The following is a 24,959-nucleotide window of genomic DNA, read 5'->3' on the forward strand; positions in this document are numbered from 1 at the left end:
GGTCATTCGAACATGTGTACGATGTGCCAGAGTGGACGATCTTCGCTGTGGGGGAGGCATCGGAGTGAGCGGTTCCCTTCTCGCCGAGCTCGTGGAGATCTGCGGTCCCGGCGCCGCACGCGTCGCGCGCAGTGACGATCGGGTCGCCGGTCGCCACGCCGACTACGTCGCCGCGCCGGCGACCTCACAAGCCGTCTCCCGGTTGCTGCGCCTCGCCGCTGAGCGCGGCCTCGGCGTCCGGGCGCGAGGTTCAGGCAGCAAAATCGATTGGGGTACGAGAGCTGAGCGCCTCGACCTCATCATCGACACGGCTCGTCTCCACGGGATGTGGGATCACGACGGCTCGTCCGCCATCGTCGCCGCCGGCACTCCTGTCAGCGCGGTGCAGTCCGCACTCGCCAGACACGGCCGCCGTCTCGTCCTCGACCCACCGTCGCCAGGCGCCACGATCGGCGGTGTCCTGGCCGTGAACGAGTCCGGGCCGTTGCGTCACCGGTTCGGCTCGCCGGCCGGTCAGGCCGTCAGCGTCGCGCTCGTCGACCCGGCCGGGGAGATCGTCGACCTCGCCGAGTGGGAGAGCCCGGCCGCCGGGGTGATCACGTCGGCGGTGCTGCCGGTCGAGGAGCTTCCGGAGGCCCGCCGCTGGGTGGTTCGCCAGGTTTCGACACCGACCGAGGTGAATGAGCTGACGACCCGGATCGTGGCGCAGGAGTTCGCGCTGAGTGCCGTCGAGGTGGACCTGCCGGCCGTCGGCGCCGGGTCGTTCGCGATGCTGCTCGAGGGGACCGCCGGGTTCGTCGCGGCCGGGGCCGGTCGGCTGGCCCGCGAAATGGGGACCTCGGCGATGATCCGGGCCGAGGCGCCGGAGTGGTGGGGGAGCTACCCGTTCCGGTCGTCCGATGTGGCGCTGCGGCTCCGGGTTCGATCACGTGACCTGCATACGGTCGGGTTCGTTTTGCGTGACGCGGTCGGGTCGGCGGTGGCTGTTCGCGGGTCGGTCGGTGCCGGCGTGGTCCACGCCGTCCTGCCCCGGGGTCTGAGCCCAGCCCGGATCGGTGACATCGTGGCCGGGCTCGAGCAGGTGCTGTTGGCGCGGCGCGGGCGGGCCGTGATCGTGACGGCGCCACCCGACCTGGCCGACCGGATACCGATGGCCCGGCCCGACGACCTGTTCTGAGCGCCCGGCATCCTGTCGTCTTCGCGCTGGCCCGCGTTGTCTAGTGCTGGCCTGCTGTCGACTTTGCGCCGGCCCGCCTTGTCTAGTGCTGGCCTGCTGTCGTCTTCGCGCCGAACCACTTTGTTGAGTGCTGGCCTGCTGTCGACTTCGCGCCGGGCCGCCTTGTCGAGTGCTGGCTTGCCGTCGATTTGCGCCGGGCCGCTTTGTCTAATGCCGGCTTGCTGTCGACTTGCGTCGGCTCGGGCCTGGGCTGGCACTGTTCTCGGCCGAAGGCTGGCCCGGTCTCAGCTGGGAGGTGGGGTCAGAAGCGGGTCGGGATCAGGGCTGCGGTTTCGGAGGCCAGGTGGCGGCCCATCCGGGCGACGTCGCCGACCGCGTACGTGAGGTAGGCGAACTGGCCCACCTCACGGACCCCGGTCAGGATCAGGTCGTCCACCAGGAGGCGGCGGCGCAGCATCGGGGTTCCCTCGCCGAGAATGGCCGGGGCGATACCGAGGATGATCTCGTCGAGCAGGCCCTCGGCGACGAACTGGCTCACCAGGTTGCCCCCGCCGGCCAGCCAGACGTTCTTGCCCTGAGCGGCGACGATCATGGCCTCGTGCACCCGGCGGACATCGCCACTGATCATGAACACGTTGGCGTCCGGCACCGGCGGCAGATCACGGTGGGTGAAGACCCAGCACGGCACGTCGCCGTACATGTCGTGCCAGTTCTCCGGTTCTTCGAGGAGATTGTCGTGTTTCAGAACCCATTCGTAGGTGGTCGCGCCCATGGCGAACGCGCCGACACCCTCGAAGAATTCACCGAACGGATTGTCGGTGCCCTCGTCGACTTCGAAGAGCCAGTCCAGCGAGTTGTTCTCGTCGGCGATGTAGCCGTCGATGCTGGTGGCGGTGTAGTACTGCGTCTTCGCCATGCCAATCACCATGCCACGCCGGGCCCGGCAAAAAGGGCAGATCGATCAGGACGGGCTCGGTCTCTGCGGGCCACATCGGGCCAGCAGTCGTCCCGCCCGGCGATAGCGGTCATCCCGGTCGATGCCGACACCCCTCCCGATCACCGACGACGACCGCGTCCGCTTGGTTTGTCACGGAACGGGCATTGGCTTGGTGAAGCCGTTCGAACCGGAGCCTTACTCCGGCTGGGAACGGGGAACCGGGGGTGCCGGTGGCGGGTGGGGTGTTGCCGCACCCAGCCCGCCACCGTCACCGGCTCGACGCCGCGGCCTCGGGGAATTCCGGCTGCGGGGTCCCACACCGTACTCCAACGGACGGGGCCACGGGACCGACTCTCACATCTCGGATCGGCGTCGGTGACCTTGCCGTCCATACTGGTCAAACGCATGAACGCCGACGGCGTCCCAAGCGCTCCGATGAGTGACGCCACTGAGACTGTCCGCGTGGTGACGGTCCTTGTCCGGGCGCCGGTTACCAGTGCTTCCAACCGGAGGCCGCAGAGCCCGAAGCCCGTGTCCGACCCCCAGCGCGAGGCACCGTCATCGATCTCCGTCCGCCTGGTCGTGACCGTTGTCCCGAGGCATGCAAGACAGCGGCGATAGCCAGCTGGATCTCTGCAGCTGTCCTGATGACTAACTGAGGAGCCGCCCGCCTACCTATGGAAACGTCCGCAGACTCGCCGCCGGACAGCCGACAGCCTCAGCCGTCGCCTACGGCGGGAAAGGCAGCCCTGAGAGGCGCGTGAGCGACGGCCGAGGCCGTCGGCCGTCGGAAGGCGGTGCCGAAGGTGCGTGAGCGACGGCTGAGGCTGCGCAATGCCACTTAGCTTAAGTTGATCAAGGATGTGACCTGCAGGTTCTCGGCGAGGGCCGTCGGCGTCCGGCGTGGCCGCAATTCATGCCGCAGCCGCATGCGTGCAGGTCAAGCCCCTGGAGCCCGAAGTGAGCCAGCTCAAGATCAACTTAAGCTAAGTGGCATTGGAGGCTGCGGGCCGTCGCCTGCGGCGGGTAAGGCGGTCCCGAAGGGCGCGTGAGTGACGGTGGAGACCGCCGGCCGTCGTTTACGGCGGGAAAGGCGGCCCCGAGAGGCGCGTGAGCGACGGCTGAGGCCCGCCCAATGCCACTGAGCTTAAGTTGATCTTGCGCGGGCGCACTTCGGGTTCCAGGGGGCTTTATCTGCACGCATGCGGCTGCGGCATGAATTTGTGGCCGCGCCGGACGCTGACGGTAATCGCCGAGGACCTGCAGGTCACAGCCTTGATCAACTTAAGCTAAGTGGCATTGGAGGCTGCGGGCCGTCGCCTGCGGCGGGAAAGGCGGTGCCGAGAGGCGCGTGTGCGACGGCTGAGGCCGTCGGCCGTCGTTTACGGCGGGAAAGGCAGTGCCGAAGGGCGCGTGAGCGACGGCTGGGGGTCTTGACCGGCTCGGCACTAGCGCGCACCCCGGGGCTGGTCTTGCACGAGCACGCGTTTCCGAGCCGATCTTGCCTGGGGACGCGTCTCCGGGCCGATCTTGCACGAGTTTGCAGGTCAGGGCCGATCTTGCAGGTATCTCCGTGCTCGACGTGCCTCGACGGGGAAACGCGTGCACGGTCCAGGCCAGGATGTGGACCTTGCGCGTTGCTGCGCCCCAGGAGGAGCTCCTTCGCGGCTTTTGCGCCTCCGAGGTCAATCCCTCAGCTGTGCGATGTCCTCCCGTCGAGCCTTCGGGCTGTCGTACCGGTCACGCAGGCGACTGCACCCTCGGCCCGAGGTCGGGAATGTTCGCATTTGAGGAGGGGTCGCCCTCGTCCAGCTTCGTAGATCTTGCACGCTTCTCCATGCTCGCCGAAATCTTGCACGATTTTTCATGTCTGGGTGTGGTTTGTCGCGCAAGATCCACTGCACCGGGGAGACCTTGCAGCTTTCTTCCCGTTGGGGCGTGGAAAGGGCTGCAAGATCGGCGCCGGCCTGAAAAGTCGTGCAAGATCCCGAAGCTTCGCGAAGGGAAACGCCGGAGCCTCACGGCATCACCCGAACCCCTAAAACCATAAATACGATGAAATCTGGCGCACCCCAGCGGGTGGGAGAGGTGGAGTGGGCGCGTGATGGAAGCGGGGTGGGAGTGACGGAAGCGGGGTGGGAGAGGTGGAACGGGCACCTGACGGAAGCGGGGTGGGAGAGGTGGAGTGGGCGCGTGACGGAAGCGAGGTTGGAAGGTGGAACGGGCGCGTGGCGAGAGCGGAGGAGGAGCGGAACGGGCGTGCGGTGGGAGAGGGGGAGTGAGGGAGGAGTGGAACGGGCGTGGGGCGGGAGAGGCGGGAGCGAGGGAGGGGTGGAACGGGCGCATGGCGAGAGCGGAGGAGGAGTGGAGCGGGCGTGCGGTGGGAGTAGGGCAGCGAGGGAGGGGTGGAACGGGCGTGGGGCGGGAGAGGTGGGAGCGGGGGAGGGGTGGTGAGGTTGGCTAGGCCGGTGGGTGCACGTCGTAGGTCAGGTAGGCGAACTGGCCCAACTGGCGTGTGCTGGTCAACGTGTATCGGGAAGAGGTGATCCGGCGGGGCAGGACCGGAGCTCCGGCGCCCAACGTCACCGGGGCCACGCCGAGGATCACCTCGTCGAGTAGGCCCTGGTCGGCGAACTGGGCCACCAACTCGCCGCCGCCGACCAGCCAGATGTTCTTTCCGGCGGCGGCCGACACCATTTCGGCGTGGACTGGGCGGACGTCACCACGTACGAAATGAAGGTTTGCTCCTGGAATGACCGGCAGCTCGCGGTGAGTGAAAATCCATGCCGGGGTGTCGCCGTAAGGCTCCAGCCAGGACGACGGATGCTCCAAGGCCTTCTCGTGGGCCAGCACCCACTCGTAGGTGGTGGCGCCCATCGCGAACGCTCCGACGCCCTCGAAGAACGGCGCGAAAGGGTTTTCGCCCGCTTTGTCGTCGACCTCGAACAGCCAGTCCAATGAATTGCTCTCATCGGCGATGTAACCGTCGATCGTCGTCGCGGTGAAGTATTGCGTCTTCATGCCCAAAACCCTGCCACGACGGTCTGACAGAAACAGGGCCTCGAAGGTGCGACAGGAAGGAAGGTCAGGCGTCGTTGCGGAGGACCAGGATCGCGATGTCGTCACGAGGCTCCTCGACCGAGAAATTGATCGTCGTGGAACGGAGCCGGGCCGCCATCACGTCCGCCGGATAGCCGGCCAGCGGGGCCGACGCCTCCTTGAGCCGGGCCGATCCGAAGAGCTCACGCCCCCGCCGTCGCTCGGTGACCCCGTCGGTGTAGAAGATCAGCGAGTCGCCGGAGTCGAGCGTGACCGTGACATCCGGCGAGGTGATCGTCTCCAGCAGGCCGAGCGCTGTGCCGCCCTCGCCGACGAACGCCGTCTTGCCGTCGGCCCGGACCAGCACCGCCCGGTCGTGCCCGGCCAGGTGCAGGCAGACGGTCAGCACCCCGGTCGGCTGCCTGGTCACCGAGGCCATCGCGAGCGTGCAATACCGCCCGCCGCCACGTTGCACGAGCGTCCGGTTGACCCGCCAGAGGATCTCGCCGAGCGCCTTGCCGTCGTCGACGAGGATCCGGATCACGTCGCGGACCAGGCCGGTCACGGTGGCCGCCTGCACACCCTTGCCGGACACGTCACCGACGACGACCAGCCACTGGTTGTCGCCGGACGGAACGACGTCGTAGAAGTCGCCGCCCACCTCGGAACCGGTCGGGACATATTCGGCGGCGAACCCGATGCCGTCGACCCTGGGCAGGGCGGGAGGCAGAAGCGAAGCCTGGAGGGTACGCGCGACCGTGCGCCGCTCGTCGTGGATGCGTGCGTTGTCGATGGCGAGCGCCGCCCGGCGGGCCACGTCTTCGAGGACGGCGACCTCGTCGGCGTCGTGCCGGTGTTTCGGGTGCCGCCCGACGGCCAGCGTGCCGAGCCGGGCGCCACGGGCCACGAGCGGCACCGCATAACCCTCCAGCGGCGAGTTGAACATCACCTGGGTGCCGAGGCGGGACGACTCCTCGAGCCGGGCCAGCAGCGACTCGGGGCCGGGCTCGGCGAGGGTCGCGTGCAACTGGGCCAGCGCCGACTCGTCGGCGTGGGTGGCGGCGGCGAGCTGGAGGCGGCCCCACGCGTCGGTGGTGTGCACGGCGCACCACTGGCCGAGCCGGGGCACCACGAGCTGCGGGATGAGGGCCATCGTCAGGTTGACGTCGAGGGACTGGGCGAGCAGCTCGCTGGCCTCGGCGAGGAACGTGATCCAGGTCTGCCGGCGGATGTCGGCGCGCCGCAGCCTGTCGTTCTCCAGGTGCAGGGCGAACCGCTCGGCGACCATGGTGGCCAGGGCCAGCGCATACCCCTCGGGGGCGGCGTCGAGTTCGAGCTCACCCGCGTACGGCCGATGGACGGCCAGGGGCACCCGGATGGTGTCGGCGTTTTCGCGGGGCGCCCGGCCGTACCGTCCGAGAAGTTGCCTTCCCATGCCGTCGCCCCGGTCGAGCCGGATCACACCGCCGGCCGCGCCGGTGAGGCGCGCCAGCCGGGAGAGAAGATCGGCGGCGAGGTCGGCGAGGCCTTCGTCGGAGTGCCGGTCGGTGCCGCTGCGTAGCAGCCCGGTGAGCGCGCCGAGGCTGGGGGTCTCGGACGCGTTGGGCAGCCGCACCGGGACGCCGGCGCCGGCCCGCTGGTCGAGCCGGAACCAGACGCCTTTGCCGTCGCCCTCGTGGACGGTGCCCCACCGGCTGGCGAAATGGTCGACGAGCAGCAGGCCCCGGCCGCGCTCGGCGACCTCGCCGATCTCCGAGCTCTCGTTCTTGGGGCCGATGGTGAGCTGCTCGACGGGGCCGGAGGCGAAGTCGGTGACGGTGACGGTGAGCCCGCCCGGGTCGGCCGAGACCTCTATTTCCAGCTCGGTGTTGGCGTGCACGACGGCATTGGTGGACAGCTCGGTGGTGAGCAGCAGAGCCTCGTTGAGCAGGCCGACCAGACCGGTCTCCTCCAGCACCGATCGGACCAGCGCACGGGCTGCCGCGGGGGTCCGCCGATCGTTGGGCAGTCTGGTCCGGCGCACCAGCGCTTCGGACGGAGCTCCCGACGGGATGCTCGTCCTGGTTCCGACCTCGGCTGGCACCCATGCATCCTCTCCCGTCGAAGGGTGGATGCACAAAGTCGTGTCTCGCATTGACCCGGTTGGGCGAGAGAGGATAGGGAGCCCAACCGGGAGTCGACTGCGAGTGAGGACAGCATGACTGCGGCTAAAGAGGCCAGCGTCGGCGTTCCCGACGAGACCGTTCTGCTCGGCGAGCTCGCTGATGCGTTGCGCCGGGTGCGTCGCGGTGACCTGAAGGTGCGGCTGCCGCGGCGTGGTGGCATGGCCGGCGCGGTCGCGGAGGCGTTCAACGAGGTCGTCTCGCTCCAGGAGCGGCAGAACCTGGATCTGCGCCGGATAAGCCGCATCGTCGGGCGGGACGGCCGGCTCACCGAGCGTCTCGACGAGGAGGGCCTGGACGGCTCGTGGGAGGACAGCGTCCGGTCGGTGAACTCGCTGATCGACGACCTGGCCCGGCCCACCACCGAGATCTCCCGGGTCATCGTGGCGGTGGCCGAGGGTGACCTGTCGCAGCACATGGCGCTGGAGATGGACGGGCGCCCGCTGCGTGGTGAGTTCCTGCGGATCGGCCGGACCGTGAACACGATGGTCGATCAGTTGTCGTCGTTCGCCGACGAGGTCACGCGGGTGGCCCGTGAGGTGGGCACCGAGGGTGAGCTGGGCGGTCAGGCCGACGTGCGGGGTGTGGCCGGCACCTGGAAGGACCTCACCGACTCGGTGAACACGATGGCGTCGAACCTGACGCACCAGGTGCGGTCGATCTCGCAGGTGGCGACCGCGGTGGCCCGTGGCGACCTGTCGCAGAAGATCACCGTGTCGGCCCGGGGCGAGGTGGCCGAGCTGTCCGACACCATGAACGGGCTGACCGACACGCTGCGGCTCTTCGCCGAGCAGGTGACCCGGGTGGCCCGCGAGGTGGGCACCGAGGGCAAGCTGGGCGGCCAGGCCGACGTGCCGAACGTGGCAGGCACCTGGAAGGACCTCACCGACTCGGTGAACTCGATGGCCTCCAACCTGACGAGCCAGGTGCGCAACATCGCCCAGGTGTCGACGGCGGTGGCCAAGGGTGACCTGTCGCAGAAGATCACGGTGGCCGCGCAGGGCGAGATCCTGGAGCTCAAGGACACCGTCAACACGATGGTCGATCAGCTGTCGTCGTTCGCCGACGAGGTGACCCGGGTGGCCCGCGAGGTGGGCACCGAGGGCCGGCTCGGCGGCCAGGCCCAGGTCCGCGGCGTGTCCGGCACCTGGCGCGACCTCACCGAGAACGTGAACCAGCTGGCCGCCAACCTGACCGCCCAGGTGCGGAACATCTCCCAGGTCTCGACCGCGGTGGCGAAGGGTGACCTGTCGCAGAAGATCACCGTCGACGCCCGCGGCGAGGTCCTGGAGCTGAAGAACACCGTGAACACGATGGTCGATCAGCTGTCGTCGTTCGCCGACGAGGTGACACGTGTCGCGCGCGAGGTCGGCTCGGAGGGCAAACTCGGCGGACAAGCCCAGGTCAAAGGCATTTCTGGTACGTGGCGCGACCTCACCGACAACGTGAACTACATGGCGTCGAACCTGACCAGTCAGGTGCGGAACATCGCGTCGGTCACCACGGCCGTGGCGAAGGGTGACCTGTCGCAGAAGATCACCGTCGACGCCCGGGGCGAGATCCTGGAGCTCAAGTCGACCGTCAACACGATGGTCGACCAGTTGTCGTCGTTCGCCGACGAGGTGACCCGGGTGGCCCGCGAGGTGGGCACCGAGGGCAAGCTCGGCGGCCAGGCCCAGGTGCGCGGGGTGGCCGGCACGTGGCGTGACCTCACCGACAACGTCAACTCGATGGCCTCCAACCTGACCAGCCAGGTGCGCAACATCGCCCAGGTCTCGACCGCGGTGGCGAAGGGTGACCTGTCGCAGAAGATCACCGTCGACGCGCAGGGCGAGATCCTGGAGCTGAAGAACACCGTCAACACGATGGTCGATCAGCTGTCGTCGTTCGCCGACGAGGTCACGCGGGTGGCCCGCGAGGTGGGCTCGGAGGGCAGCCTCGGCGGGCAGGCCCAGGTGCGGGGCGTGGCCGGCACCTGGCGCGACCTGACCGACAACGTGAACTACATGGCCTCCAACCTGACCGCTCAGGTGCGCAACATCGCGTCGGTCACGACGGCCGTGGCGAAGGGTGACCTGTCGCAGAAGATCACCGTCGACGCCCGCGGCGAGATCCTGGAGCTGAAGAACACCGTCAACACGATGGTCGATCAGCTGTCGTCGTTCGCCGACGAGGTCACGCGTGTCGCGCGCGAGGTCGGCTCGGAGGGCAAGCTCGGCGGACAGGCCCAGGTCAAGGGCGTTTCTGGTACGTGGCGCGACCTGACCGACAACGTGAACCAGCTCGCCTCGACCCTGACCATCCAGCTGCGCGCCATCGCCGAGGTGTCCACCGCCGTGACCCGCGGTGACCTGACGCAGAGCGTCGCGGTCGAGGCGCAGGGCGAGGTCGCCGAGCTGAAGGACAACATCAACCGGATGATCGTCACGCTCCGCGACACCACGAAGGCGAACGCGGAGCAGGGCTGGCTCGACTCCAACCTGGCCCGGATCGGTGGCCTGCTGCAGGGCCAGCGCGACGTCGGCGAGGTCTGCCGCATGATCATGACCGAGGTGACGCCGCTGGTGGACGGCCAGCTCGGCGCGTTCTTCCTGGTCGACAACGAAGAGGCGGTCATGCGCCTGCGGCTCAACGCCGCGTACGGCTACGTCGCCCGGGACCACGACGTGATCTTCGGGCCGGGCGAGGGTCTGGTCGGCCAGGCCGCGGTCTCCCGCCGGACCATCCGGGTGCGGGCCACCCACGACGGAATACTGACGATGCGCTCCGGGCTGCTCGCCATGCCGCCGAACGACCTGGTGGTGCTGCCGGTCCTGTTCGAGGGCGAGATGCTCGGCGTGATCGAGTTCGCGTCGGTGGCCGCCTTCAACGGGTTGCATCTGACGTTCCTGGAGCGCCTGGTCGCAACGATCGGCATCGCTCTCAACACCATTCAGGCCAACCGGCGTACGGAGGAACTGCTCGCCCAGTCGCAGCGCCTGGCCCGGGAGATGCAGGACCAGTCGGCCGAGCTCCAGCGCACCAACGCCGAACTGGAGGACAAGGCCAAGCTGCTCAGCGACCAGAAGGCGAACATCGAGCTGAAGAACCGGGAGATCGAGCTGGCCCGGCTCGGCCTGGAGGAGAAGGCGCAGCAGCTGTCGCGGGCGAACACGTACAAGTCGGAGTTCCTGGCGAACATGAGCCACGAGCTGCGGACCCCGCTGAACTCGTTGTTGCTGCTGGCCCGGCTGCTGGCCGACAACACCGAGCGCAACCTGACCGGTAAGCAGATCGAGTTCGCCAAGACCATCCACAGTGCCGGCTCGGACCTGCTGTCACTGATCGACGACATCCTGGACCTGTCCAAGATCGAGGCCGGCCGGATGGACGTCGAGGCGGACGTGGTCGACTTCGACGGCATCCGCAGTTACGTCGAGCAGGCGTTCATGCCACAGGCGGACATCAAGGGCCTGGAGTTCCGGGTGGACGTGGCGCCCGAGTTGCCGGATTCGATCGTCACCGACCCGCAGCGCCTCCAGCAGATCCTGCGCAACCTGCTGTCGAACGCGGTGAAGTTCACCGACAACGGCTCGGTGACGCTGAGCATCTACTCGACCCCGCTGGACTCGGAGGTGGACGCGCCGCCGCTGCTGCACTCGGCACAGCAGGTGGTGGCGTTCGCCGTGACCGACACCGGCATCGGCATCTCCGACGAGAAGCTGGCGCTCATCTTCGAGCCGTTCCAGCAGGCCGACGGCACCACCACCCGCAAGTACGGCGGCACCGGCCTGGGCCTGTCGATCAGCCGTGAGTTCGCCGCCCTGCTCGGCGGCACGATCGCGGTGTCCTCGGTGCCGGGTGTGGGTTCGACGTTCACCCTCTACATGCCGGAGGCGCTGACCCCGGACGCGATCCCGATGCCGGTGCTGCCTCCGGTGCCGGCGAAGGCCGTGTCGGTGCGCCCGGCGGCCTCGCTGGTCCTGCCGTCGCTGATGGAGATGCCGCCGAGGGTCGAGGAGAAGCAGGTGGTGAGCCCGGCCGGCCGGAAACTGGAGGGCGTCACGGTGCTGATCGTCGATGACGACGTGCGTAACGTCTTCGCCCTCACCAGTGCCCTCGAGATGCATGGACTCCACGTGCTGTACTCGGACAACGGGGTGGACGGTGTTCGGATCCTGGCCGAGCATCCGGAGATCGACATCGTGCTGATGGACGCGATGATGCCGGACCAGGACGGCTACGAGACGACCCGGGGCATTCGGCGCAACCAGCGTTTCTGGGACCTACCGGTAGTCTTCCTGACGGCGAAGGCCATGCCGGGCGACCGGGAATCGGCCATTTCGGCCGGTGCGAGTGACTACATCACCAAACCGGTCGATCTGGACGAGCTGATCGAGCTGATGGACCGCTGGGTGAACGCGGAGGGAACCGGAGCCCGGGAAGAAGGCTGAAACCGGCCGGAACGGGGTAGCGCCATGGGAGGTAACTACCGGTGGGTGAGGTGAGCACGGGTGGGTGAGCGTGCCAAGGCGCTACTGGTCGACGACCGGCGGGACAACCTGCTGGCCCTGGAGGCGATTCTCCAGGGCCTGCCGGTCACGCCGGTGGCCGTGGAGAGCGGTGAGGCAGCGCTCAAACAGCTGCTCACCGACGATTTCGCGGTGATCCTGCTGGACGCGCACATGCCCAACATGGACGGTTTCGAGACGGCGAGCCACATCAAGCGCCGGGAACGCACCAGGCACGTGCCGATCCTGTTCCTGACCGCCGCCGACCGGGACGCCCAGCTGGCCCTGCGTGGTTACGCCGTCGGCGCGGTCGATTACCTCACCAAGCCCTTCGACCCGTGGGTGCTCCGGGCGAAGGTCTCCATCTTCGTCGAGCTGTGGACGAAGACTCAGCAGCTCAAGTCGCAGGCCGAGGCGTCCAAGGAGCGCGAGGCGCAGTGGCTCCGGCTGACCGGGACCGTCGACGAGGCCGCCCGGGTGCTGCGGGCCGGCGGCGAGGACGCCGCCGTCGAAGCGCTCGACCTGCTGGAGAAGGCCCGCTGGGGAGACTGATCCGGGCTCGATATCCGGCCCGAATGTGACCTGGGTCACTGTCGGCAACCTTGCTGGGCAGCCGCACCACTACCGGGGCGTGATCGCTTGATCATGCGACGTCATCCCTGAGTAGGAGCAACATGCGGCACGCAATGCCCAACGCGACCCCGAGCCGGCGTCGCCGTCGTCTGGTCGCGGGTCTCGGCGCGGCCGGTGCGGCCGGCGCCGTCACCGCGCTGGTCGCCATCCTCGTCCCGTCCGCCTCGGCCAGCACGCTCTTCAGTGACGGCTTCGAGAACGGCACGGGCAACTGGTCCAAGTCGGGCGGCACCTGGTCGGTCGTCTCCGACGGGTCGAAGGTCTACCAGCAGGCCAAGACCGACAGCGAACTCGCCCGGGTCTTCGCCGGTGAGACCTCCTGGACCGACTACTCGGTCGAGGCCAAGGTCAAGGGGCTCGACCTCAGCAAGGGCCTGGCCGGCGTCGCGGCCCGGGCCAGCGGCTCCTCCACGATGTACCGGCTCGCTCTCACCTCAGCCGGCAAGGCCGAGCTCCAGTCGGTCAAGGGCAGCACGATCACCGTCCTCGGGTCGGCCGCGGTCAGCAACCCGACCGCCTGGCACACCCTGAAGGTGGACGTCTCCGGCAGCGCCATCACCGGTTACGTCGACGGCGTCAAGGTCGCTGCCGGCACCGGCACGCTGACCGGGACCGGCCGCATCGGTCTGGTCACCAGCTTCGCCTCGGCCGAGTTCGACGACGTGTCGGTGAACCCGCTGGGCGCCCCGGTTCCCACCTCGGCCACCGCGACCCCGACCAGGACGGCGACGGCCAGCCCGAGCGCTTCGAAGACGGCCACCGCGTCGCCGAGCGCCTCCAAGACCGCCAGCGCGACTCCGACGGCCACGAAGACCGCTACCCCGACCCCCACGGCCACCAGTCCGACCGCGTCGTGGCCCACCGCGACCGGCAGCAAGGCGGTCACTGCCACGATCGCCGTCTCGGGCACCCTCGACGGCGGCAACGTCCGCTACTTCGGCAGCGGCGACCTGGGCAGCGACTCCCAGGACGAGTCCCAGGACCCGATCTTCAAGCTCGCCGACGGCGCGGTCCTGAAGAACGTCATCCTCGGCGCGCCGGCCGCGGACGGCATCCACTGCTCCGGCTCCTGCACGCTGATCAACGTGTGGTGGGAGAACGTCGGTGAGGACGCGGCCACCTTCAAGGGCGGCACGTCGGCGACGTACACGGTGGACGGTGGCGGTGCCAAGGGCGCCGACGACAAGGTCTTCCAGCACAACGGCGGTGGCACGCTGACCATCAAGAACTTCCAGGTCGAGGACTTCGGCAAGCTCTACCGCTCGTGCGGCAACTGCTCGACCCAGCACAAGCGCGCGGTCGTCGTGCAGAACGTGGTCGCCACCGCCCCGGCCGGCAGCCTGGTCGGCATCAACACCAACTTCGGCGACACCGCCAAGATCTCCGGCGTCACCGTGGTCGGCAAGAAGAGCCTGGACATCTGCGTCAAGTTCACCGGCAACAGCTCCGGCAAGGAGCCGACCAAGATCGGCACCGGCGCGGACGGCGTCAACTGCATCTACAACGAGTCCGACATCACCTTCAAGTGATCGCCGGCGGCCGCCGGGAGCACCCTCCCGGCGGCCACGGCCCGGAAAAGGGATGCCGATGCGCGACGCCGCCTTCCGCGAATACTTCGAGCGGCACCACGACTCGATGTCACGGCTCGCCTACCTGATGACCGGTGAGGCGGAGATCGCCGACGACCTGGCCGCCGACGCACTCACCGAGGTGTGGCGGCACTGGGACCGGGTCACCGCGGCGGACGATCCGGCCGCGTACGGGCACGGCATCCTGATGAACCTGGCCCGCAACTGGGTCCGGCGCCGCAGCCGGGAACGCCTGCTCACCCTGGAGCCGTTACGCCGGGCCCTCGACCCGGACGTGTCCGCGGTCCTCGACGTGCGCGGCGCGTTACGGCGGCTCCCGCACCGGCGACGGGCCTGTGTGGTCCTGCGCTACTCCTTCGACCTCTCCGAGAAGGAGGTCGCGGCGATCCTCGGCATCTCGGTCGGGGCGGTCAAGAGCGCCACCTCGCGTGGCGCACGGCAGCTCGCGGAACTACTAGGCGGCAGATTACCCGGCGGTGGGAGTGCCGCCCTCGCACGAATCGACGGTTGGGAGGCGGCGCGATGACGCTCATCGAATCAGAGCTGCGCGCGGCATTGCGCGCCGAGGCGGCGGCGCACCGTCCCGACCGGGAGGCGATGCTCGACCGGATCACCCGGGCCGCGATGCGCAACCGGACCGCCAAGAACCGGCCCGGACCGCGCCTGAAGATCACCGGAGCCGCCGTCGCGGTGGCCGCGGTGCTCGGCGGCGGAGGCTTCGCCCAGTGGGCGGTCGCCGGTGACGACGGACCCCGGCCCGAACCGGCCCCGACCGTGGTGGTCTCGGTTACGCCGGCACCGAGCGTGGCGCCCTCTCTGAGTCCCACCGCCAAGCCGTCCACCCGGGCGCCGAAGTCACGAACGCCGAGCCGGTCGTCGAGCCCGTCACCGTCTATCGCCGGTCCGTCGACCGCGCAGGGGGCCCTGTGGTCGGACGGCTCGGTCGCCCCGGACGGTGACTCGCAGGCCAGCAGCGTCGTGACGGTGACGACGAGCGAGCGGCTCACCGCTCTGGACGTGACGATCCGCCTCAACCGCACCGACGGCCTGGTCGCTCGCGGCGGCAGCCAGCAGGTGCCCGGCGCGAGCGTGACCAGCACGGTCACCGAGGAGCCGAGCGCCTTCGTCTACCGGTTCGTGCTCTCCTCCGGGGACACGCTCGAACCCGGGACGTACACGTTCTACGCGCGTTACACGTACCCCGAGGGTGGACGGGACGCGGGCGCCGACGTCTACGCGGCGGCGGCGACCACAGAGGGCGGAGCGGCGCCGAGGATCAGCGGCGACTTCCGCTGACGGGAATTCCCCCGGCCGACGGGATCCGGCCGGGGGATCTCTTTCAGTTCGGGCTGATCATCAGAGCGGACCGCAGGCCCGTGATGTCGAGCACACGCATCAGGAACTCGCCGACGTTCGCAAGAGCCAGAACGATCTGTGCATGCTGTGCTTTCCGGCTCAGGACGACAAGCGTGCCCAGGCCCTGGGAGTCACAGAACGTCACCCCGGACATGTCCAGAACGATGCGATTGAGCTGGTCATCGACCACGAGCTCGTTGACGACGGTGGACAACTCGGTGACCGTGAGCACGTCGATTTCCCCGGCGAGCTGAATCGTCACCTCGTCGGGTGCGCGCTGAACCGCGATGGACAGCTCGGGTCGCTCCACGCCGGTCAGCCTATCCTCTTCGGGGCGAATCAGCCCGTCCGGCGCGGTCAGACCGGGCGCTTCCGGACATCATCCGATGACGTGAAGAACCCTCTCGCAATACTCGTTCCATGCCGCTGACAGAATGGGGACCGCTGTGACCACGACATATCCCACCGTGGGACTTCCGTACCCGGAGGACGCCCCGGTCTCCCAGGCCCTGTTCGACCGCGCCCAGGCCATCGTGCCGGGCGGGGTGAATTCACCTGTGCGTGCGTTCCGTGCGGTCGGCGGCACGCCCCGGTTCATGGCCTCGGGCTCCGGCCCCTGGCTGACCGACGTGGACGGGCGGCGCTACGTCGACCTGGTCTGCTCCTGGGGCCCGCTGATCCACGGTCACGCCCACCCCGAGGTGATCGAGGCGGTGCAGCGGGCCGCGGCCCTGGGCACCAGCTTCGGCACGCCCACGGCGGGTGAGGTCGACCTGGCCGAGGAGATCGTCAGGCGTACCCCGATCGACGAGGTCCGCCTGGTCAACTCGGGCACCGAGGCGACGATGACCGCAATCCGGCTGGCCCGTGGTTACACCGGCCGGTCCAAGGTGGTGAAGTTCGCCGGCTGCTACCACGGTCACGTGGACGCGCTGCTCGCCGCGGCCGGCTCCGGCGTCGCCACGCTCGGGCTGCCCGACTCGCCCGGCGTCACCGGCGCGGCCGCCAGCGAGACGATCGTGCTGCCGTACAACGACGTCGCCGCGGTCGAGGCCGCCTTCGCGGCCGAGGGCGCCGAGATCGCCGCCATCATCACCGAGGCGGCGCCCGGCAACATGGGTGTGGTCACCCCGCGTGAGGGCTTCAACGAGGCGCTCGCCGAGATCGCCCACCGGCACGGCGCCCTGCTCATCGTCGACGAGGTGATGACCGGTTTCCGGGTCTCCGCCGGTGGCTGGGCCGGGCTGCACCCGGTCGACGCCGACCTGTTCACCTTCGGCAAGGTGATGGGCGGCGGCCTGCCCGCCGCGGCGTTCGGCGGCCGCCGGGAGATCATGTCCCGCCTGGCCCCGGCCGGCCCGGTCTACCAGGCCGGCACCCTCTCCGGTAACCCGCTGGCCTGCGCGGCCGGTCTGGCCTCGCTGCGGCTGGCCGACGAGGCCACCTACAAGCGGCTGGACGAGCTGTCCGGCACGATCGGCGGGCTCTGCGCCGACGCGCTGGCCGCCGCCGGTGTGCCGCACCGGCTCCAGTACGCCGGCAACATGTTCTCGATCTTCTTCACCGAGGACGAGGTCGTCGACTACGACTCCGCGAAGACGCAGGACGCGGCCGCGTTCAAGGCGTACTTCCACACGATGCTGGCCAATGGCGTCTACCTGCCGCCGAGCGCCTTCGAGTCGTGGTTCGTGTCGACGGCGATCGACGACGCAGCGCTGGAACAGATCGCCGCCGCGGCGCCGCTCGCGGCCCGAGCCGCCGCGGGGGCGCAATCATGAGCGAGCCGACCAAGACCACGGTGCACGTGCTGCGGCACGGCGAGGTCTTCAACCCCACCAAGATTCTGTACGGCCGTCTGCCCGACTTCCACCTGTCGGAGCTCGGCCACCAGATGGCGAAAGCGGCCGCCGAGGTGCTGGCCGGCCGGGACATCACGCATGTGGTGGCCAGCCCGCTGGAACGCGCGCAGGAGACGGCCGCGCCGTTCGCCGCCGAGTTCAAGCTGGACATCGCCGCGGACGTGCGCCTGATCGAGAGCGCCAACTACTTCGAGGGCAAGCGGGTGTCGGTCGGTGACGGGGCGTTCAGCAACCCCCGGCACTGGTGGGTGCTGCGTGACCCGATCACCCCGTCCTGGGGCGAGGCCTACCTGGTGATCGCGCAGCGGATGTTCGCCGCCGTGCAGGCCGCCCGGGTGGCCGCCGAGGGCCACGAGGCGGTCTGCGTCTCGCACCAGCTGCCGATCTGGACGCTGCGGCGCTACGTCGAGGGCAAGCGGCTCTGGCACGATCCGCGTAAGCGTGAGTGCGGGCTCGCCAGTCTCACCTCGTTCCGCTTCGAGGGGTCCAAGGTGGTCGGTATCGACTACTCGGAGCCCGCCGCCCATCTGGTCGCCATGTCCGCGACGGCCAAGACCGCCAAGGGGGCCTGATGCGCCGCCTCGCCGCCGTCGCCACCGCCGCGGTCCTCGCCGCCGGGTTCCTGACCGGCTGCGGCGGCGAGGAGAACTGGGCCAAGAAGTGCTCCACCACGAACCTGGTGGTGGAGTGCACCCCGGAGCAGCGGCCGCTGGTCGGCGGCGTCACCGGCGAGCTGCTCGACGGCGGCACCTACGACCTGCAGAACGACCGCGGCAAGGTGGTCGTGGTCAACTTCTGGGGCTCGTGGTGCGCGCCGTGCCGGGCCGAGGCCGACGACCTGGAGAAGACGTACCAGGCGACCAAGGCCAAGGAGGTCACGTTCCTCGGGGTCAACACCCGCGACGAGCGTGATTCGGCGAAGGCGTTCGAGAAGGGCTACCGGGTGTCGTACGGCAGCCTCTTCGACGTCGGCAGCAAGGTCGGGCTGAAGTTCGACGTCACGCAGAACGCCATCCCGAGCACGCTGATCCTGGACCGGCAGGGCCGCATCGCGGTCGCCATCCGGCGGGCCACCACGATCGACGAGCTGCAACCGCTGGTCGAGAAGATCGCGGCGGAGGCGACCGGCTGATGGGTGGCGCTTTCGAAGGTGCGGTGACCGACGGGCCGATGCTCCTGGCGATCGGTGCGGCACTGCTCGCCGGGCTGGTCAGCATCCTGTCACCGTGCGTGTTGCCGCTGATCCCAGGCTACCTCTCCTACGTCACCGGCCTTGCCGGTTCCGACATGGAATCGGTGATGGGCCGGAACGGCGCCACGACGACCGTGGCGCTCAGGAGCCGCGTGCTGGCCGGCAGCAGCCTCTTCGTGCTCGGCTTCTCCGTGGTGTTCACGCTGATGGTGACCCTGGTCTCGAACATCGCCCTACAGCTCACGAGCCACAAGGAAGTGCTGAACACGGTGATCGGCGCGGTGATCATCGTGCTGGGTCTCGGATATCTGGGCTGGATCCCGGGCTTCCAGCGGGAGGCCCGGATCACCAAGCTGCCGGCCGCCGGGCTGGCCGGTGCGCCGATCTTCGGGGCGGTCTTCGCGCTGTCCTGGATCCCGTGTGTCGGCCCGACCCTGGGCGCGGTGATGGGCTTGGCGACCACCACCGGGCAGACCGACCGTTCCATCGTGCTCGCGCTGGCCTTCAGCTTCGGGCTGGGTGTGCCGTTCGTCATCTTCGGGCTCTTCTTCCGTCGGCTGCTCGGCGTCTTCACCGTCATCCGCCGGAACAGCCGCTGGGTGACCCGGATCGGCGGCGGCCTGCTCATCCTGGTCGGGATCGCCCTGGTCACCGGTGCCTGGGACCACTTCCTGATCTGGCTGACCACTGTCGTCGACTTCACGGAGGTGCCGGTGCTGTGACAGTCGTCGAGGACCGGCCCGCCACCGCCGACACGCCCCCGCCGAAACGGCCCAACCCGGTCTGGGCGATGCTGCGCAACTCGTGGCGGCAGCTGACCAGCATGCGGACCGCGCTGATCCTGCTCTTCCTGCTCGCGGTCGCGGCGGTGCCCGGCTCGATCTTCCCGCAGCGTGGCGTGAACCGGGAGAACGTCTCCGAGTACTTCGCGGCGAACCCGAAACTGGCCCCGATCCTGGACCGGTTCTTCGCCTTCGACGTCTACTCGTCACCCTGGTTCGCGGCGATCTACCTGCTGCTGTTCACCTCGCTGATCGGGTGCGTGATACCCCGCCTCCGCGATCATTTTCGGGCGCTCACGACCGTACCGCCGGATGCTCCGAAGCGTCTGGACCGCCTGCCGCATCATGTCGACGGCGGGCGACAGACGGAGGAACCCGCGGCCGTCGCCGCGGACCTGGCGAAACGGCTGCGTCGCAGCCGGTTCCGGACCCGGGTGCGGGAGACGCCGGACGGCTGGACGGTCGCGGCCGAGAAGGGCTTTCTGAAAGAGACCGGCAACCTGCTCTTCCACTTCGCCATGCTGGCGGTGCTCGTGGGGGTCGGTTTCGGTCAGTGGTACGGGTGGCACGCGAACCGTCTGCTGATCGCCGGACAGGACCAGGAGTTCTGCAACGCCGTCACGCAGCACGACGAGTCGGTCCTCGGCCCCCGCGTCGACGCCTCCGATCTGCCCGAGTTCTGCGTGTGGATGACCGATTTCAGCTCCACCTTCCAGGACAACGGCATCCCCAAGTCGTTCCGGGCCAACGTGCAGGTCAGCGAGGGCGGCGGCGCCTACCGGCAGACGTCGTTCTCGGTCAACGACCCGCTGCGCCTGGACGGGGCCAACATCAACCTGATCGGCCAGGGCTACGCGCCGGTGCTGCGCTACACCGACCGGTTCGGCGCCTCGCAGGAGAAGGTCGTCGCCTTCCTGCCCACCGACAACATGCTGACCAGCGAGGGTGTCGTCCAGTTCCCGGACGTCAACATCGACCCGGCCACCAATACCCGCGACCCGAAGCTCCAGATGGGCTTCGAGGGCGTCTTCCTGCCGACCGGTGGTGACGACGGCAGCGCCCGCTCGAAGTACCCGGCCGAGAACAATCCGGTGCTCTACCTGGCCGCCTACCGCGGCGACCTGGGCCTGGACTCCGGCAAACCGGGCTCGGTGTACGCCCTGAACCGCGGCCAGATCCAGGACGGCGACCTCAAGAAGATCAGCGGTGAGCGGCCGTACGTGCTGCGGCCGGGCGAGAAATGGACCCTCGACGACGGGACCACGCTCGAGTTCGTCGGCACCCGCCGGTTCGCGACGATCTCCATCCGGCACGACCCGACCCAGTTCCTGATGCTGGTCGGAGCGGTTCTCGGTCTGGCCGGGCTGATGCTGTCGCTCTCCGTGCACCGGCGTAGGGTCTGGTTCCGGGTGGTCCCCGCCGAGGGTGGTAGCACGATCGAAGCCGGTGGCCTGCCCCGCACCGACTATGCGGGTTTCGGCGATGAGTTCGCGACGCTCACCCGGCACATCAAGGAAGGGACGCCCTGATGGCGGAGTTGTCCAATCAGCTTATGGCGCTGACCGTGCTGGCCTACCTGGCCGCCATGATCTGCTACGCCGGGGAGTATGCGTTCGGCAAGCGCAGCCACATCGGCCGGGCCGCCTCCCGCCAGCTCGTGGGCGCCGGAGCGTTCTACGGAGAAGCCGAGCCGCCGGTCGAGGTCGAGAAGGAGCAGCCCGGCAAGGGGGAGCTGGCCGGCCGGATCGCCGTCGTCCTCAACCTGATCGGCCTGGCCCTGCACCTGGGCACCACCGCCACCCGCGGGATCGCCGCCGAGCGGATGCCCTGGGGCAACATGTACGAGTACATCCTCTCCGCGACGCTGGTCGGCGCCGCGGTCTGGGCGGTCGTGCTGCTCCGTAAGCCCGCCGTACGCCACCTGGGCCTCTTCGTCTCGCTGATCCTGGTGGTGCTGCTCGGCGCGGCCGCGCTGATCGCCTACACCCCGGTCGGCCCGCTGGTCCCGGCGCTGAACTCGTACTGGTTCATCTTCCACGTCTCGACGATCATCATCTCCTCCGGCATCTTCCTGCTCGGGGCGGTGCCGGCCGCGATGTTCCTGATCAAGAACGGGTGGGATGCCGGTAAGCGCGGTTTCCCGTACACGCTGGGTCGCCGGGTCGGTGACGCCGGCTCGCTGGAGCGGCTCACCTTCCGCCTGCACGCCTTCGCCTTCCCGCTGTTCACCTTCGGCGCGCTGATCGCCGGGCCGCTGTGGGCCGAGGCGTCCTGGGGCCGGTACTGGGGCTGGGACCCGAAGGAGGTGTGGGCGTTCATCTCGTGGATCGTCTACGCCGCCTACCTGCACGCCCGCGCCACCCCGAGCGTCAGGCGCACCACCGCGACCTGGATCGCGATCGTCGGCTTCGTCACGATGCTGATGAACCTGTTCGGCGTGAACCTGTTCTTCGAAGGCCTGCACTCGTACGCCTAATCCTTGGCGGAGTCCTCGCAGTCGCCGGCCGTCCAGGTGTCGTAGCGGGTCTTCCAGTCCAGGCAGAAACCACCCCGTGAGGGCGCCGCGGTCTCGGTCGCGACGTCCTCACGCCAGTACCGGGCCGGTCCACCGCCGACCGGCCGCAGCTGCACGTTGTCCACGGCCACCTTCGGCAGATCGAGCTTGACCTGCCGGGACGGGTCGACGTGCACCTCGACGTACTGCTCGATCCGGGCCACCGGGCCCAGCGGCAGCCGCTGCTGGGTGAGCAGGTTCCACCTGTCGTTCCACCACAGCCAGGCCCGCCAGATCCCGTTCCGGTCGGTGCTGATGTCCAGCCACACCTGGTCTCCGGGGCGGACCGAGTACTGGTCGTAGAACTGCCACCGGTTGGTGTTGGTGTCGAAGGTGTAGATGTGCTGGCGGCCCGGGGAGGCCCAGCCGGTCTCCGACCATCCGGCCTCCAGCCAGGCGATCCGCCCGCCACCCAGGTCGCGTTTGGCCATGAACCGGCCCACCACGAAGTCGTAGGTCTGCGGGCGTACCGAACCGTCCACCACCGAGAAACGGCCGGACACCCCACCCCACTCACCGCGTGTCCCGGCGCCCAGATGGTGGTAGCCGCTCGGGGTGAAGCCGATCTTCTCCGACTCCAGGGCCGAGCCGCCGGCCCGGCAGGCGTACGGGCTGTCCACGGTGGCCGGGCCGGTCGGCGGGCCGGTCGAGGCCGGGCCGGGCGCGCCGCACACGGGAAGACCGGCCCCGGTTCCGGAACTCGCCGGGGCGGCGATCGCGAGAGCCGCGGCCAGACCGGTCAGCATGCACCATCGGGTCACGTTCCACAGCCTCATGAAAGCCCCAACGGGACTCCCGGATCTCCAGTGACGGAACCTGGTGCCAGACTGGGGGCATGGCGCCGCGTGGATTCCCCTATGCCGACCTGCAAAGCTTCATCGCCGCCCTGGAGGCTGCCGGTGAGCTGCGACGAGTCACCGTGCCGGTGGATCCGACGCTGGAGGTCAGCGAGATCGTCACGCGGACTGTGCGGGCCGGTGGGCCGGCGCTGCTCTTCGAGCGCCCGACCCGGGGCGAGATGCCGTTGGTGATCAACCTGTTCGGCACCGAGAAGCGGATGGCCATGGCCCTCGGCGTGGACCGGCTCGACGAGGTCGGCGAGCGGATCGGCGCGCTGGCCAAACCGGAGCTGCCGGTGGGCTGGTCCGGGATCCGCGAGGGCATCGCCAAGGTGCTCCAGCTCAAGTCGGTCCCGCCGAAGAAGGTGAAGAGCGCCCCCTGCCAGGAGGTCGTGCTCAAGGGCGACCAGGTCGACCTGGGCCTGCTGCCCGGCCTGCAGGTCTGGCCCGACGACGGCGGCATCTTCCACAACTTCGGGCTGACTCACACCAAGCACCCGGAGACCGGCAAGCGCAACCTCGGGCTCTACCGGCTCCAGCAGCACTCGAAGAACACGCTCGGCATGCACTGGCAGATCCACAAGGACTCGACCGCGCATCACGCGGTGGCGGAGCGGCGCGGCGAGCGCCTTCCGGTCGCCGTCGCCATCGGTTGCGACCCCGTGGTGTCGTACGCGGCGAGCGCCCCCCTGCCGGCCGACATCGACGAATACCTGTTCGCCGGTTTCCTCAAGGGCGAGCGGATCGAGATGGTCGACTGCGTGACCGTCCCGCTGCAGGTCCCGGCCGAGGCGCAGATCGTCCTGGAGGGCTATCTGGAGCCCGGCGAGCGCCAGCCGGAGGGCCCGTTCGGCGACCACACCGGCTACTACACGCCGGTCGAGCCGTTCCCGGTGCTGCACATCGAGTGCATGACCATGCGGAAGAAGCCGATCTACCACTCGATCGTCACGTCGAAGCCGCCGCAGGAGGACCACGGTCTCGGCAAGGCCACCGAGCGGATCTTCCTGCCGCTGGCGAAGATCCTGATCCCGGACATCGTCGACTACGACATGCCGGCCTCCGGTGTCTTCCACAACTGCCTGATCGTGTCGATCCGCAAGCGCTACCCGAAACACGCGCAGAAGGTGATGAGCGCGATCTGGGGCGCCCACCTGCTGTCCCTGGTCAAGCTGATCGTGGTGGTCGACGAGGACGTCGACGTCCACGACTACAACGAGGTCGCGTTCCGGGCTTTCGGCAACGTCGATTACGGCCGTGACCTGCTTCTCACCGAGGGCCCGGTGGACCACCTGGACCACTCGTCCTACCAGCAGTTCTGGGGCGGGAAGGCGGGTGTCGACGCCACCCGTAAGCTGCCGTCCGAGGGCTACTCACGGGGCTGGCCGGAGGAGATGACCATGTCTCCCGAGGTGGTCAGCCTGGTCGACAAACGGTGGAAGGAATACGGGCTGTGACAGCTGTGGCTTCACCGCAACCGGGGAAGATCAAATCGTTCCTCCGGCTCGTGATGATCGAGCACTCGATCTTCGCGCTGCCGTTCGCCTACCTGTCGTCGCTGGTCGCCATTCAGTCGCTGAACCGTGCGGTCGGCGAGCACTGGCTCGACCTGGTGCTGGTCACGATCGCGATGGTCGCCGGGCGGACCTTCGCGATGGCCGCCAACCGCATCCTGGACCGCAAGATCGACGCGCTGAACCCGCGGACGCAGAACCGGGAGCTGGTCACCGGCGCGGTCAGCGTGCGTACCGCCTGGACCGGTTCGATCGTCTCGCTGGTGATCTTGGTGGTCGCCGCCGGTCTGCTCAACCCGCTCTGCCTGGTCCTGTCACCGCTCGCAGTGGTCCCGCTGGTCGTCTATCCGTACGCGAAGCGGTTCACGAACTTCCCGCACTACGTGCTCGCACTGGCCCAGGCGGTCGCCCCGGTCGGCGCCTGGCTGGCGATCACCGGCACCTTCGCGGGCTCCTGGCCGGCCTGGGTGCTCGGCGTCGCGGTCGGCCTGTGGATCGGTGGCTTCGACATCATCTACGCCTGCCAGGACGTCGAGGTCGACCGGAAGATCGGCGTGCATTCCACCCCGGCCCGGTTCGGGGTGCGGACCGCGCTGCACATCTCCACAGCCACCCACCTGGTGTGCTTCGCGCTGTTCCTCTGGTTCGGTCAGCTCGCCGGGTTCACCTGGGCCTGGTGGGCGGGCCTGCTCGTGACCGGGGCCGGTCTGGTCTACCAGCACGTCGTGGTGACCGAGAACGATCTCTCCAAGGTCAACCGGGCGTTCTTCACCGCGAACGGGTTCATCGCCATCGCGCTGTTCGTGTTCGCCCTGATCGATCTGTACCTGGTGTAA

General features: G+C 68.8%; 19 protein-coding genes. 14 read left to right on the forward strand and 5 right to left on the reverse strand.

Going from position 1 to position 24,959, the window contains the following annotated elements; genetic code table 11:
• The first annotated feature begins 64 nt into the window (after nucleotides 1-64).
• Nucleotides 65-1,177 carry an FAD-binding oxidoreductase gene (locus AB0E94_RS03665; protein ID WP_360321996.1) on the forward strand — a complete coding sequence of 371 codons (1,113 nt, stop codon included), beginning with the start codon at nucleotides 65-67 and terminating at the stop codon, nucleotides 1,175-1,177.
• A gap of 301 nt (nucleotides 1,178-1,478) precedes the next feature.
• On the opposite strand, the gene AB0E94_RS03670 is transcribed toward AB0E94_RS03665, so the two are convergent.
• From AB0E94_RS03670 to AB0E94_RS03680, 3 genes are all read right to left on the reverse strand, one after another.
• On the reverse strand, nucleotides 1,479-2,093 hold the full coding sequence (locus AB0E94_RS03670; RefSeq protein ID WP_360321999.1) for a dihydrofolate reductase family protein: 615 nt from the start codon (nucleotides 2,091-2,093) through the stop codon (nucleotides 1,479-1,481).
• A gap of 2,481 nt (nucleotides 2,094-4,574) precedes the next feature.
• The gene (locus AB0E94_RS03675) at nucleotides 4,575-5,135 is read right to left on the reverse strand and encodes a dihydrofolate reductase family protein (RefSeq protein WP_360322002.1); all 561 of its coding nucleotides are present in this window, start codon (nucleotides 5,133-5,135) and stop codon (nucleotides 4,575-4,577) included.
• A 64-nt stretch (nucleotides 5,136-5,199) separates the two neighbouring features.
• Entirely contained in the window at nucleotides 5,200-7,236 is a 2,037-nt protein-coding gene (locus AB0E94_RS03680; RefSeq protein WP_360322005.1) for a SpoIIE family protein phosphatase, read from the reverse strand.
• 114 nt (nucleotides 7,237-7,350) lie between these two features.
• On the opposite strand from AB0E94_RS03680, the gene AB0E94_RS03685 reads away from it, so the two are divergent.
• The 5 genes from AB0E94_RS03685 (at nucleotide 7,351) to AB0E94_RS03705 (ending at nucleotide 15,323) form a co-directional block, all read left to right on the forward strand.
• Entirely contained in the window at nucleotides 7,351-11,748 is a 4,398-nt protein-coding gene (locus AB0E94_RS03685; RefSeq protein WP_360322008.1) for a HAMP domain-containing protein, read from the forward strand.
• 60 nt (nucleotides 11,749-11,808) lie between these two features.
• Nucleotides 11,809-12,357: a response regulator gene (locus tag AB0E94_RS03690; RefSeq protein ID WP_360322011.1), complete on the forward strand. Its 549-nt coding sequence runs from the start codon at nucleotides 11,809-11,811 to the stop codon at nucleotides 12,355-12,357.
• A 122-nt stretch (nucleotides 12,358-12,479) separates the two neighbouring features.
• Nucleotides 12,480-13,967 (forward strand): pectate lyase, encoded by a 1,488-nt coding sequence (locus tag AB0E94_RS03695; RefSeq protein WP_360322014.1) that lies wholly within the window; start codon nucleotides 12,480-12,482, stop codon nucleotides 13,965-13,967.
• A gap of 58 nt (nucleotides 13,968-14,025) precedes the next feature.
• Nucleotides 14,026-14,553, forward strand: coding sequence for a SigE family RNA polymerase sigma factor (locus AB0E94_RS03700; RefSeq protein ID WP_360322017.1), 528 nt, complete (start codon nucleotides 14,026-14,028; stop codon nucleotides 14,551-14,553).
• A complete protein-coding gene (locus AB0E94_RS03705; protein WP_360322020.1) occupies nucleotides 14,550-15,323 on the forward strand; it encodes a hypothetical protein in 774 nt (257 codons plus the stop codon). Before AB0E94_RS03700 ends, AB0E94_RS03705 begins: the two co-directional genes overlap by 4 nt.
• Nucleotides 15,324-15,366: 43 nt before the next feature.
• On the opposite strand, the gene AB0E94_RS03710 is transcribed toward AB0E94_RS03705, so the two are convergent.
• Nucleotides 15,367-15,693 carry an STAS domain-containing protein gene (locus AB0E94_RS03710; RefSeq protein WP_317789141.1) on the reverse strand — a complete coding sequence of 109 codons (327 nt, stop codon included), beginning with the start codon at nucleotides 15,691-15,693 and terminating at the stop codon, nucleotides 15,367-15,369.
• 124 nt (nucleotides 15,694-15,817) lie between these two features.
• On the opposite strand from AB0E94_RS03710, the gene hemL reads away from it, so the two are divergent.
• Genes hemL through ccsB form a run of 6 tightly spaced genes read left to right on the forward strand, consistent with a single transcriptional unit; the run spans nucleotide 15,818 to nucleotide 21,692 of the window.
• Nucleotides 15,818-17,161 carry a glutamate-1-semialdehyde 2,1-aminomutase gene (gene hemL, locus AB0E94_RS03715; protein WP_360322024.1) on the forward strand — a complete coding sequence of 448 codons (1,344 nt, stop codon included), beginning with the start codon at nucleotides 15,818-15,820 and terminating at the stop codon, nucleotides 17,159-17,161.
• A complete protein-coding gene (locus AB0E94_RS03720) occupies nucleotides 17,158-17,814 on the forward strand; it encodes a histidine phosphatase family protein (RefSeq protein WP_360322027.1) in 657 nt (218 codons plus the stop codon). The genes hemL and AB0E94_RS03720 overlap by 4 nt, the downstream gene beginning before the upstream one ends.
• Complete coding sequence (locus AB0E94_RS03725; RefSeq protein ID WP_360322030.1) at nucleotides 17,814-18,374, forward strand: TlpA disulfide reductase family protein; 561 nt, start codon at nucleotides 17,814-17,816, stop codon at nucleotides 18,372-18,374. Before AB0E94_RS03720 ends, AB0E94_RS03725 begins: the two co-directional genes overlap by 1 nt.
• A gap of 38 nt (nucleotides 18,375-18,412) precedes the next feature.
• The gene (locus tag AB0E94_RS03730) at nucleotides 18,413-19,156 is read left to right on the forward strand and encodes a cytochrome c biogenesis protein CcdA (protein WP_360322728.1); all 744 of its coding nucleotides are present in this window, start codon (nucleotides 18,413-18,415) and stop codon (nucleotides 19,154-19,156) included.
• Nucleotides 19,153-20,745 (forward strand): cytochrome c biogenesis protein ResB, encoded by a 1,593-nt coding sequence (locus AB0E94_RS03735; RefSeq protein ID WP_360322033.1) that lies wholly within the window; start codon nucleotides 19,153-19,155, stop codon nucleotides 20,743-20,745. The genes AB0E94_RS03730 and AB0E94_RS03735 overlap by 4 nt, the downstream gene beginning before the upstream one ends.
• Nucleotides 20,745-21,692 carry a c-type cytochrome biogenesis protein CcsB gene (ccsB, locus tag AB0E94_RS03740; RefSeq protein WP_360322036.1) on the forward strand — a complete coding sequence of 316 codons (948 nt, stop codon included), beginning with the start codon at nucleotides 20,745-20,747 and terminating at the stop codon, nucleotides 21,690-21,692. The genes AB0E94_RS03735 and ccsB overlap by 1 nt, the downstream gene beginning before the upstream one ends.
• Here the strand turns inward: ccsB and AB0E94_RS03745 are convergent.
• The gene (locus AB0E94_RS03745; protein WP_360322039.1) at nucleotides 21,689-22,546 is read right to left on the reverse strand and encodes a hypothetical protein; all 858 of its coding nucleotides are present in this window, start codon (nucleotides 22,544-22,546) and stop codon (nucleotides 21,689-21,691) included. The two genes, ccsB and AB0E94_RS03745, sit on opposite strands and share 4 nt — an antisense overlap.
• A 59-nt stretch (nucleotides 22,547-22,605) precedes the next feature.
• Between AB0E94_RS03745 and AB0E94_RS03750 the strand changes: the two genes are divergently transcribed.
• Together AB0E94_RS03750 and mqnP are read left to right on the forward strand one after the other, a co-directional pair.
• Nucleotides 22,606-24,066, forward strand: a complete 1,461-nt coding sequence (locus AB0E94_RS03750; RefSeq protein ID WP_360322042.1) for a menaquinone biosynthesis decarboxylase — start codon at nucleotides 22,606-22,608, stop codon at nucleotides 24,064-24,066.
• A complete protein-coding gene (mqnP, locus tag AB0E94_RS03755) occupies nucleotides 24,054-24,959 on the forward strand; it encodes a menaquinone biosynthesis prenyltransferase MqnP (RefSeq protein WP_360322730.1) in 906 nt (301 codons plus the stop codon). The genes AB0E94_RS03750 and mqnP overlap by 13 nt, the downstream gene beginning before the upstream one ends.

The sequence above is a fragment of the Actinoplanes sp. NPDC026670 genome (assembly GCF_040638175.1).
Classification (GTDB): Bacteria; Actinomycetota; Actinomycetes; order Mycobacteriales; family Micromonosporaceae; genus Actinoplanes.

Bases quoted from the DNA above. Each gene is read 5' to 3' on its own strand.
- AB0E94_RS03725 (WP_360322030.1), top strand. From the start codon at position 17,814: ATGCGCCGCCTCGCCGCCGTCGCCACCGCCGCGGTCCTCGCCGCCGGG.
- AB0E94_RS03720 (WP_360322027.1), top strand. From the start codon at position 17,158: ATGAGCGAGCCGACCAAGACCACGGTGCACGTGCTGCGGCACGGCGAG.
- AB0E94_RS03675 (WP_360322002.1), bottom strand. From the start codon at position 5,135: ATGAAGACGCAATACTTCACCGCGACGACGATCGACGGTTACATCGCC.
- AB0E94_RS03700 (WP_360322017.1), top strand. From the start codon at position 14,026: ATGCGCGACGCCGCCTTCCGCGAATACTTCGAGCGGCACCACGACTCG.
- AB0E94_RS03705 (WP_360322020.1), top strand. From the start codon at position 14,550: ATGACGCTCATCGAATCAGAGCTGCGCGCGGCATTGCGCGCCGAGGCG.
- AB0E94_RS03695 (WP_360322014.1), top strand. From the start codon at position 12,480: ATGCGGCACGCAATGCCCAACGCGACCCCGAGCCGGCGTCGCCGTCGT.
- AB0E94_RS03685 (WP_360322008.1), top strand. From the start codon at position 7,351: ATGACTGCGGCTAAAGAGGCCAGCGTCGGCGTTCCCGACGAGACCGTT.
- AB0E94_RS03670 (WP_360321999.1), bottom strand. From the start codon at position 2,093: ATGGCGAAGACGCAGTACTACACCGCCACCAGCATCGACGGCTACATC.
- hemL (WP_360322024.1), top strand. From the start codon at position 15,818: ATGGGGACCGCTGTGACCACGACATATCCCACCGTGGGACTTCCGTAC.
- AB0E94_RS03750 (WP_360322042.1), top strand. From the start codon at position 22,606: ATGGCGCCGCGTGGATTCCCCTATGCCGACCTGCAAAGCTTCATCGCC.
- AB0E94_RS03745 (WP_360322039.1), bottom strand. From the start codon at position 22,546: ATGAGGCTGTGGAACGTGACCCGATGGTGCATGCTGACCGGTCTGGCC.
- ccsB (WP_360322036.1), top strand. From the start codon at position 20,745: ATGGCGGAGTTGTCCAATCAGCTTATGGCGCTGACCGTGCTGGCCTAC.
- AB0E94_RS03730 (WP_360322728.1), top strand. From the start codon at position 18,413: ATGCTCCTGGCGATCGGTGCGGCACTGCTCGCCGGGCTGGTCAGCATC.